Source organism: Phocaeicola intestinalis, assembly GCF_014837065.1.
Taxonomy (GTDB): domain Bacteria; phylum Bacteroidota; class Bacteroidia; order Bacteroidales; family Bacteroidaceae; genus Phocaeicola; species Phocaeicola intestinalis.
In genome coordinates this window covers 1-11,367 of sequence record NZ_JACSPP010000080.1, presented here as the reverse complement: position 1 = coordinate 11,367, position 11,367 = coordinate 1, and the positions used below count along the sequence as shown (strand labels likewise).

The following is an 11,367-nucleotide window of genomic DNA, read 5'->3' as shown; positions in this document are numbered from 1 at the left end:
CTGTCACTATGAATCCAATAGTAACAGTCGCTATCATTATATAGATATTTAATGACTGTAGTTTATCGAATGCTTACGGAAATACCATGATGCATGGTAGCAATACACCGAAGATTGTCCGCAAACAGTTTTGCTCTGCCATAAAGTCCATCCTAAAAGGCGAAGCCGACGCGCATCCCTGCGAACCGGCTTCTGAGATTACTAATTAAAATATGTGCAGGGACGCTTCCCTGCTGTTGATAGAGATATATTTATTTTTCGGTTAAAGAAGCATCAAGTAAAACTGATAAAACTTTAAATACCCATTTCTTTAAAGTATGTTCTAATTACCATTCCATACCACTGCACTATTCCGCTCCTCTATTGTTGCGTCACGTACACAACGAATATATCCTGGACGATAATTCATATCTTCAGAATCATCGGGATTTGGACTTGGATCAGGTGCCATCACTAAACTTCCACTATATACAAATCCACGACGCACTTTAAGGTTTGAAAACTGAGTAGAGCTGTAAGTATCCGCATCTGTCTTCAATAAATTTAGACCGGCATGGGTTGCCTGTGCCTGCGCCATTATCATCAACTCACTTAAATTAGGCGTACGCCATCCTACTGCACCATCTTCCTCATCATATCCATTACAAGGATCTGTATCAAGATTATAAACAACCTCTAAATCATTAAATCGAATATCAGTCCAAACTATTTCAAAAGGCCATTGTTCTTGTTGCCTCTGCTCTCTAACATAATGCTCTGCTACAACAAACGCTTCAGGTAAATTATTTGCATCATCCTCTTCATTATGTGATACATAAGGTCGTTGTTGTGGCTGAGATGAAGGACGAAATATACTTGGAACCAACTGATTACCAAAATCAAATAAATAATTTTCACCACTATTTATTGTTTTTACTTCTCCATAAATAGCTCCAGCTAAAGCACCAACAGGAGCATCTCCATCTTGAGGTATCAAAGATTTTCTTGGTAGATTACGCACGCAACGTATCTGAGCATTGCTACCTTGTCTTGAACCATATGCTCCCATTTCTACTGCCCAATAAAAGTTTCGACTTTCATTACTCGTCCAATATAGCGCACCCTCATCTATATAATTAATTGGATAACTACCATATGTCATTTGGTCTTTATCACCATTATACAATCGCGTATCAGCTGACAACGCACGTGATCCAATGCCAATACGCAAATATTGGGAAATGGCAGGAAGATACCAACGTAACTCATTTTCATCTATATACCCATCTCCATCCAAGTCACGATTACGTGTAAGACATGCGTTATATGCTCGCACATACCTACCATTGATACCTCCTTCTAACGGTTTGTTTCCTGTGATAGAATTATCTGCTGTATAACCGATTTCATCCCAATGAATATTAGGACCTCCATATTCTTCTCCTGTTTGATCCCACCTTAATCCATCAGGTAATTTTACATCATCTTCCTCTGTGCGTCCAAATTGATCAGATATATTGCATATTGTATTCGCACGACCATTTGTCCAAAAATCTGCGTAAGTATACACTGTTTCATAATGACCTGGAATCCAATTGCCATCTTCATCCCTATGTTCTGGCACCCAACGTGTATCACTTCCTATCGGATAAATAGAGCCAAATCCTCCTAAATTACCATTTTCATTATAAGTCTCTATTCCCATAGCATTATCATCGTCCGAATTATAAAAAGTTTCTATCGAAGCTTGAGAAATATATGTCAGTGCAGTAGAATAAGTACTATTCAAATCGGAACTAATTCTCATCTCACTGGCTATTAACATTACCCGATCTTCCTGATTCGTAAAACTTTTCCATCCTACTTTATTTCCAGCTAAATCACGTTCATAAAAATATTCATTAACAAAAACCGTAAAGCGAACTTCATTATCATCACTAATAATTAAACCTTGATTATCAGAAACAGTTCCATTTTTATAAAGCTGATAAACAATATCACCCATTTTATGACATACTTCCCAAGCGTTAAGCAAACTATTTCTATCGCTTGGATAGTAAGAAATAACACTCGCATCGTTTTGAGGAAGAAATTCCACCCATTTATAATCGATGCCGCTCATACATGCACTTTCATCATCGCTATAATCTGGATGTTTTGGATCATAATAAGGTCGCACAACTTTATCTTCGTTATTAAAAGGAGTACGAAAAGACAACATAAAGTTACCTCCTATCAGTTCTCGCAATCTTTTATCTTTCAATTCTTCCCCATTCTGTTCATCTTCTTCAACCGCACTCTTTATAAGATTCACTACATGGTTCAAATTAAAATCTACATATACTTGCTCATAGTGCGAATCCAAATTAAAGACTTGCGAAGCCTCATCCAATTCTATAATATCTCCCTCCGCTCCATTTTGATAATCTCCGGTTTCAGTTTCAGCTTCCACTTTTATCTTATCCACCCCATGTACTGTTACTGTATATGTGTATATATTATTACGTTCAACAGCATAATTATCAAATTTATTAGCACTAAAATCACCTAAATGAATTGTATAACTGACATTTCCATATTTTTTCAACGTATTTATCTCATTCCCATCAGAATCACTACCTGTCTCTGTTTCCGAATAAGTTCCTCTCAATACAACATACATTCCATACTTAGGAGCATAATTCCATTCCTTATTATCTCCTTGCCCCTCAAAAGCCTCACGTTTATCATAATCATCACCGCATGTCTCCTGACCTTGGCGTATACTTTCCGGTACAAATTTCTCAAAAGTAGCTTGTTTGGTAGTCTCGCTTATAACACCAAAATTTTCAGGAATCGCATTATAAAAATTTCCAGCATTATCTTCAGGAAAATCTGTCGTTCTTTCCTTATTTTCTAATATGAGCCCTTGCTTAGGTATGTTATAAAATGTATACGTTTGAGGCGTAAAAACAGCTTTCCTATCAGTATTAGGAATTGAATATTCCGTATTTACTATAAATTTCACTTGTGCTACAAGCCGTTTCATTCTTACAATATCATCTGTATCCCCCCTTGCATCTACAGTAACATCACCTACACCACTTAAAGGCATATATCCGCCACTAAACTGAGGATAAGTCTGATCATCCACAGTAGAATTTGCTAAAGTGTAATAAGTTTCAAGAAAACTGCTTTCTCCCCCTTCTACTGCATTTTCTTCAAGCCTATCCAACAAATCTGTTGCATTTTCAAAATAACCGGAATGTGTAATATTGGCCAAAGCATAAACCCGTTGGCTACCAACGTACAATGTTACATTTCTTGCTTCATAATGATGTCCTTCCGGATCTTCATTAACATCAACCAAGTTTTCTCCTAAAATATCCTGCGTGCTCAAATAATTTCCATTCATATCAAAGACATAGATACGTACCCCTGTAGAAAGAATATCCGATTCACTATTCCCTGCCCTTGTTACCGTTACCTCATGCGACTCCGGCACACCAAATGACAAATTTGTTTTTACAGGCCGGCTCAAATCCACACCTGTTTTCTTACTTTCCACCAAATCATTGTCTTGGCAAGAGGATGCCCAAACAACCATACACAAAAACATTACTAAATATTTCATCAAACGCTTCATAAAACCAATATTATACAAAAGGAGGCACTTCGATATCTATTTCATGCCATGGCTCTACCAATAATTCAAATTCCATATCTATTTCCTCCCTTTTTACCCTTACAAATATTTTATTCCAAGTATTTCTTTCTATTATAGGCAAATAAATATATTTACTTTTCGAATTTTCTCCTTCTAAAGTTTGATAGTCAATCTGTAATACGTAACAATAAGTTTCACCATCAGGTACATTAGGATAAGTCCAATCATGTTTTTCATCATTCCATTCTTTTCCATTCGGATTCTCCAGCAGATACTCTTGGACCAAGCTCTGAAATTTGTCTGCATGCAAACTAAAATCGCCATAACTTGCTTCACTTTGAGGTAAAAACATGTCATCATCTATAACCCCTTCCTGTTCTTGTTCTGATTCAAATAGCATTATAGAACCTTCATCGTAACTTCTATCATCATTATCAGAAACCTCAGCCAAATATCCTTTAGTAGGTATTCCTTGTGTTATCTCTACTTTATTTATTTTCAGATAAGAATCTTCGCTTTCTTTTGTAAACAACACCTCCAACTTGCCTACGGCACGAACCAATTCGATATCCACGTTATATTCACGCTTATTGTCTATTGTTATTGATTCTTTTTCTTTGCCATACATCGGCACTTTGTTATCGCCGTCGGGCATTGTTGTGCCGAATTGGAAAGTGAGGTCATCTATCTCATCTATTGTTGTTTCACCGCCCAATACCAAAGGATTGCCGTTTTCATCCTCAAGTCCGTCTGTATTCAGCAACACGCGAAATTGCAGGCTTTCCACATCCGTCACATCAAACTCTGTGCTGACACTTTCCACAGGATCACCTGTAATATCTCTGCCGGTAAATTGCGGGTCTTTCACGGGGATATATTGTACACAGCGTCCTGTCTGGTCGAAAAGCCATACCTTCATGTCGTTGGCATCCCCATAGACTACTTGGTCTTCTTTCGCCACCCTGCTCATCGCAATCCCCAAATTGACCGTGATAGTCCGCTTGCTTTCGGCAGACTGCACAGGCTCTTCGTCCCTACAACCGGCAAAGGAGAGCAGGGAGAGGATACACATTATTATATATAGGCGATGCGGTTTCATTAGAGTTCGGGGGTTATATCGTTAAAACGGACTATCCAGTCGTTGATGATTACTTGAGTGTTGATCCAGGACTGGTTGCTGTCGAGGAAGAACGTCATGGTGTAAGAGTCTTCGCGGTCGAGGTATTCCTGCAGGGGCATGTCGTAGTTTGCCACCGTGCGACAAAGCTCCAGATAGTCTATCAAGGGGATAGACAATATGGTTTCTCCTGTCTGGCGGTTGGAGATAGTAAGACGGGTGTCTGCATCTGCCATCAACCTGCCTACACTCAGTTCTGCCACTACCACGTTGAGTTGCTCTTCGGAGGCTTCGCCTTCTACTACCGTTGAGCCTTGCGCCTGATGATAGGGCATGTAGGTCAATACGCCGTCGCCTTCCACCAAACGGTTTTCGTGGGTCATCATGCCGTTCTCGTCGGTGATGGTGAAGTCAAACTGCGAAGCATCCAGCTGCCCTTGCGTCAGTTGTTGCAGGATGACACGGATGGTGCTGGTGTTCTTCATCAGCGGCAGAGTAATGGTTTGTGTTTCCGTTGCGGCACGTGTCAGGGTCTGCGTTTCTACGATGCCATGCCATAACGGATGCAGATAGCCTACGGAGTCTATCGGCTCATCGTGGAGCGTTGTGGGGTAACGGTTGATGCGGCACGTCAGGTCTTCCTTGTCGGATATGTTTTCGGTAAGGACGGGAACGGTATAGGCATTGCCTTCTGCCAAGCCTGCCCATGCTACCAGCCGGTAATTCCCGGGAGCAAGGTCAAGCTTCATGGTGTAATCGTCACGGCTCAGGGCTTCGCCTTGTTCGGATTGCTGGAGCACCAGCTTGCCGTCTTCGTCAAACGCATAAAGGGTAATGGAACGTACTTGCGTGGCAAATGCATCGGTAAAGAGCATGTTATAGTCGTGCACAAACTTTACCCGATACTCGGTTTCTACGGGGCAATCGTCGTCATCGTCCCAAACGGTATGGCATGAAACCATAGGCAGGGCGATTGCCATAGCCAGCAAAGCTTTTCGTACCTGATGATGTATGGAGTAAAGCAAGGTTTTCATCTTTTCTTTAATTAATAATTAATAGTTAATAATTAATAATGGTGGGGATGCGTACGTTGGGTTTTATTTTGTAGGGGCAGGGTCTGCCTGCCCTGATTGTATCGCGTGGATGTATTCGGGCGAGCGAACCTCGCCCCTACAAAGTTATTACTTATGTTATTAGAACTCTATGTCGTTGTAGCGGACGATCCAAGGAACGATTTGTACCTCGACATTCAGTGCAGTTGTCGGATCGGTATTCTCATTCGGTGTATCCGGTGTCGGATCTACATACGGGTCACCAATTTCATTGATACCTGTTACTGCCAACGAATAGATGTTGTTACGCATAATTGCAAACTCCATGTTACCCAGCGATGTATTGGAACCATTGTCGTAATGCTTGATTTCGGTAGTGTAGTAGTAGCAGATACCATCAGCATAGAGGTCAATTTCTTCACCATTCTTAGCAGCATCACCTACATTCGAAGTTGATTCATCACCAGCCTTATATTCAGCCAAAGCTTTCATGTCAGCTTTAGTGATATTGGTTACTCCTGCTTCATTGATTTCCTCTTTTTCAACTAATTCATTAAACTTCTTACTCATTAGATTAGCTCCATACGATTCCTGTATGGCCTCCAAAGATTCAAAGAGATGCCCGTCATATCTGTAGAGCGTAGAAATTTTATCATCACAGTCTGCATCTGCATAAATTCTGGCAACGAACGAGATTCCAGTACTTAAACCATGCATTTGATGATTTATATCAGTAGAGTTTTCAAAACAATAGGACATGAATTTACCAACACTAGGAAGTGTGCCACCAGCTTGTGTATGTTGTCCGTTGCTGACGTCACCTGTTACCTCACCTTGGTCATCGCCCGTAGGCATAGCCTTGAAGTACTTCGCATTCTCGGTGCCTACCTTGAAGCTATTGGTTGCATCTATAGTCAGGTTCTCGCTTTCGGTAGAAACTTGAGCCAAAGTATTGTAGAACCACTTTTCGGAAATAAATGCGCCATCCTCTTTTACGAAAACGATATTTCCATTCGCATCGGTTGTGAAATTACCATTATCATTTTTTTCGCTCCAATAAGGTGTATAGAGGTAGTTGCTACCGTCCAAAGTACCAAACGGACTTTGTCCCAAATTATCTGTGGTATGGCGTACATAGTAGACATTCTTAGAGAGGTTGACTAAGGCATAGCCTTCCAAACGAACATACCAATGGTCTACAACTCCAGTTTCATCGGAAAGGTAAGTAAGACCAGATGTAGGCTGACCTAATGTTTCAATCACATAGTTAGTGCCTTCTTCATATTGAGCAGCATCTGTAATTGCCTCCAATTTAGCATAAACAGTCTTATTCTCGTTCTGAGGTGTACCAGTATCGCTAACATCTACAATTTGCGTTTCCTCTGTCGGATAATACACGCCTTTGAATACGGGAGTAGCTCCTTCTGCCGCAGCTTCCCACAGCACATACACGTCGTGACCTTCAGAATCCAAGGCTGCATTCAGTTTTCTGTAAACGTATGTAGCTGACCCTTCTTCTGTACCTGTAATGTCAGAATTTTTAATGGCTGCTTCTACCAACCGTGCTTCTACTTGACCTACTCTAACGGGTACTTCATATATATTTTCTTTACCATCCTCATCATTATACTTCGTTTCACGGAAAGTTATTTTAGAATAAGCACGTTCTATGTTTACGGTGACTGTAGCTGGGTCTTCTACTGTATTCTCTTCATCTAGTTCTACAGAATATTCCTGTCCAGGAGTGGATGATAACGCCTTACTTGCCATCATTACTCTAAACCCAACATCATCTACATTCAATTTTTGTCCTTGTGCAATATTTCCAAAAACTGTTTCGGTTGGAGTATAAATACCGGTTGTAATAGCAGAATAAAGATTTTCCGCTACATTACTGTTTGCAATACCGGCGTTGAGGTCTGCTTCAGCAATTCCTGTTATCAAATCATCTACTGGATTAGCCACCACTACGACGTTATATTGTCCTGTAGTTAGCTCAATAGGTTCATCGTTTGTAAATTGAGCACCTGCTGCAGTATTCGTGACATCAAATGTTCCATCTTCATTTGCTGTTGTAACTGTACTTGTATTATAGAGCTTAGCAAAGTTAACATTGCCTCCATTGACAGGCGTGATAACCACAAGTACTTTATCTACTGCTTGTTCATCAGGCATTCCTGCGTTCTCATGACCGCTATCCTCTTGGTCCCCATCCGTGTCACCTTGGTTATTAGCATCATCGGCTGTAGAACGAGTACTGCTTTCTCCATTCGTTACAAACGAAATAGTCAGGTAAGCCGGAGTGCCGTCACCTGTTGTGCCGGTATTTCCTCCTTGCCCATCGATTGCATCGTCAGAGCATGCGGCGAAGCTGAGTGCCGCGAATGCCAAAGCAAAAAACTTAAATTTTCTCATAATCGCATATAAATTAAAAGTTAATAATATCCTTTCGTTTTATATGCTCTTATGACGTAGTGGGAAGCCCCTCCCTAACCCTCCCCCATGGGGGAGGGGACTTGGAGTTGTGAGGGAATGTGTTTAAAAGAATATTTGTAGCTTTGTGGGATTGTGTCTGGCCGGACGTTGTTTGTTGATATTATAATTCATTGAGCAGTTCCTCCGCTGATTTCAATTTCCAGCCTTCTTTCTTGGCACGATACATCTGCGTAAAGGCTCTGAGGTATCTTTGTTCCAACTCTTCTTTGCTGATGTATTCCTCCTCATCCTCTTCCTGCGTCTTGCTTGCCGCTTTCTTTACCGCCGCTAAAGCACGATTTAGGTAGCGTTGCGTTTTTTGGATTACATCAATGTCGTCAACGTTTCGCAATTCGTTTATCAATGCTTCGCGTTGCATGGCTAATGCGGAATTCTCAGTCATGGCTTTATCCTCCTCATTATTACGTTTATAATCTGTATGCAAAGATACAAATTATTCTTTTATTCCCACTATGTCAAAGAGCGTTATTTCTTTAGGTACCAGGTGACTAGGTTTTAGATACCAAGTACTATTAAACTATTCAGAACCTAGTCAACTGGTACCTAGTACCTGGTCAACTAGCATCTGCTCACCTAATGTATTTCAAATTTTCGCTTGCCTCGCTTACGCCTGCCTGGGCTGCACGACGCAAGTACCTTTCCGCCTCATCGTAACGTTCCAACAGAATCATTGCCACGCCTCGGGCGTTGTCGGCTTGGGGCGTATCGCCTGCTTTGTCTAAGAACTTCAGTGCCTGTGCGGCCTCTTTCCGTTCCAAAAGCGCATTGGCGGCGTTCAGGTTCGCTATCGGGTCGGCTGGATACAGGCGCACGGCTACATCGAATACATGATTGAATTCCTCGCTTCCGGGCTGGTAGGTCTGCGCTACGGCAAACATCTCCTGCAGGCTGAGGTTTTGCGGACGGGTCTTGATGACCTCTTTTGCTTCTTCTACATTGAAACCGCGGATAACATAATCTACCGTATAATCGGTACGGCGCAGGGCTGGATAGCAGTCTTGCAGCAAGATGTGGTAGGACGCCGCATGTTCCCTGCGGATGCGCTGCTCTTTGGCATCGGGTTCTTCCTCGCTATCGATGATAGCCAGGATGGCTTCTTTATCCGCCAAACCGCTTTGCGCCACATACTTGCGCAAGCCTTCCCAGTTTTCAGCCCCGGCATTGGTGCGGAACAGGGAGGCTTCGAAGCCGTATTCACCCATCAGATAATCCTTCAAGGCATCGGTACGTCCTTCAGAGAGGCGCACATTGGCGGCATATCTGCCTTCGGGCGAGGCATATCCTTTCAGACTGATTCGGGTAATGCTGAAATCTTTGTCGGTACGGATGGTATCGATGGTAGCACGTATCTTTGCCAGTTCTGCCGTATTCCGGCGGTATTCGGGATAAATCACCGTCTTGTTTACCGGAAAATCCAAATACGCCTCACCACTCAGCGCACGTGCCTTACGGGTTTCTGCCTGTGGACTGATGTATGCCAGACGAGGTGTAAACACCAAGTCGGCCTGCGCTAAAAGGATGCTGTTGCCTTTACTGACCTCACCGCATTGGCAGGTATCTTCCGCCACTACCAAGGAAGCACGGTCCATCCACTTACGATAAGGAACAGATACCTGATAACCGACCTGTTGTGTTGCATTTTTGTCTTTTTTTATAATGGTATATGGACTATCGGCGTAAAGAGATTCTTCATTGCGCTGATAATACAAATAACGGGTACGCCCCATTACCTCAATGGCAGGGAGCCATTCTTCTTCCCCTTCTGCATAAAACAAAGGAGTTACTACAATAGAGCGGTTACGCCCTACCTCCATGCCGTTTAAGTTGAGGTTCATACGTATCACCACACTATCGCGTTGCTTCCGGATGTCCACGCCACTCACCTCGGCACCACCCGGTAAACGTTTCACCTCATCGGCAGCAACCGGTACCAACGGAAGCAAAGCCAACAGACTATATAAACAGATTGTTTTCATAACCATTCCTCCTTCCGTCTTTTAAAATACGTAAATCAAATTAATAGCAGCTTTGGTAGGTCCAAAGTAATTATGCGGTTTGTTTTCTTCCAGCAAATCGCCACAATGGGGACACTCATACTTGTCATACCGGCTATAAACATAACCGATACCTATTTCTGCCTCCAGACTCCAATGCCTGGAGAGCAACCATTGATAGCCGTAAGCAATACCCGCTCCCAGCATCCAACCTTCAAAACGATAGTCTTGCAATTGTCCAAAATCGGTACCAAGGAAAGTAAAACCGGTATTCCAGTTTCCCATATTGTAGATGCCGCCCAACAGATGTGCACCAACAAAATGCCCGTTAAAGGTTTCGCAAAACCAATAACGCACTTCAGGCTGGAAAGACAATTGTTTCCATTTCTTATTTGCTGAAAAATCCCAAGGATTCCAGTTAGCAGACATATCAAATGTCCATTTAGGTGAGAGACTTACTTCTGCCGCAACATTCATTGTAGTGGTTACATCATATAACAAATTGCTCTTCACCACCCATTTTTGTGCATAACCGAAAACTCCCATCATACATACCAAGATGGTTAGTAAACATTTCATAGCATCTCTACTTTTTCCGCCTATTTATAGCGGTACATTTTACTTAATTTAGTATCTTTATGCAAGCCGGTTATCTATTAAAGAAAAAGCTTGCAACAAAATCTCTACTTATCACATTATGAGTAATCCGCAGCAAACTTAAATAAAATATTTTGCACAAGCAAAAACAATAGAAGTTTTTTCAAAAAAAATAATAAAATCATGGGAAAGCATTGAAAAAGAGGTACCGAAACATAACTAAGTCTGTACATTTAAATAATGCGAATCAGGAGTCATACCATGAGCGGTATGATTTAATACATTTTGCCAATGTCACAGTTCCAGTATGCTGTCTTCGTTCCGTTCGCCGCGCATTTTTAAACTGTAATTTATCAAACGCAGATTATTTAAAAGGTTGTTGCTATTTTCTTCTTCTCCCAACGCAGAAAACTTCGTCTGGTGTAAGATTATTAATCTTCCGCTTGTAAGATTAATAATCTTGCAGCCTGAAGATTAATAATCTTA

The 11,367-nt window shown here is 41.7% G+C and carries 7 protein-coding genes; all 7 read right to left on the bottom strand.

Annotated features, from left to right (window positions below; all coding sequences use genetic code 11):
• Nucleotides 1-322 precede the first annotated feature (322 nt).
• Nucleotides 323-3,604 carry a FimB/Mfa2 family fimbrial subunit gene (locus H9625_RS16095; protein ID WP_191765324.1) on the bottom strand — a complete coding sequence of 1,094 codons (3,282 nt, stop codon included), beginning with the start codon at nucleotides 3,602-3,604 and terminating at the stop codon, nucleotides 323-325.
• A 10-nt stretch (nucleotides 3,605-3,614) separates the two neighbouring features.
• Nucleotides 3,615-4,595, bottom strand: coding sequence for a FimB/Mfa2 family fimbrial subunit (locus H9625_RS16090; protein WP_191765322.1), 981 nt, complete (start codon nucleotides 4,593-4,595; stop codon nucleotides 3,615-3,617).
• 128 nt (nucleotides 4,596-4,723) lie between these two features.
• Complete coding sequence (locus H9625_RS16085) at nucleotides 4,724-5,776, bottom strand: FimB/Mfa2 family fimbrial subunit (protein WP_191765320.1); 1,053 nt, start codon at nucleotides 5,774-5,776, stop codon at nucleotides 4,724-4,726.
• A 159-nt stretch (nucleotides 5,777-5,935) separates the two neighbouring features.
• Complete coding sequence (locus H9625_RS16080; RefSeq protein WP_191765318.1) at nucleotides 5,936-8,209, bottom strand: fimbria major subunit; 2,274 nt, start codon at nucleotides 8,207-8,209, stop codon at nucleotides 5,936-5,938.
• A 181-nt stretch (nucleotides 8,210-8,390) separates the two neighbouring features.
• Nucleotides 8,391-8,672 carry a hypothetical protein gene (locus H9625_RS16075; protein WP_191765316.1) on the bottom strand — a complete coding sequence of 94 codons (282 nt, stop codon included), beginning with the start codon at nucleotides 8,670-8,672 and terminating at the stop codon, nucleotides 8,391-8,393.
• Nucleotides 8,673-8,859: 187 nt separating this feature from the next.
• The gene (locus H9625_RS16070; RefSeq protein ID WP_191765314.1) at nucleotides 8,860-10,266 is read right to left on the bottom strand and encodes a DUF3868 domain-containing protein; all 1,407 of its coding nucleotides are present in this window, start codon (nucleotides 10,264-10,266) and stop codon (nucleotides 8,860-8,862) included.
• A 21-nt stretch (nucleotides 10,267-10,287) separates the two neighbouring features.
• Complete coding sequence (locus H9625_RS16065; RefSeq protein ID WP_087396776.1) at nucleotides 10,288-10,863, bottom strand: DUF3575 domain-containing protein; 576 nt, start codon at nucleotides 10,861-10,863, stop codon at nucleotides 10,288-10,290.
• Nucleotides 10,864-11,367 lie beyond the last annotated feature (504 nt).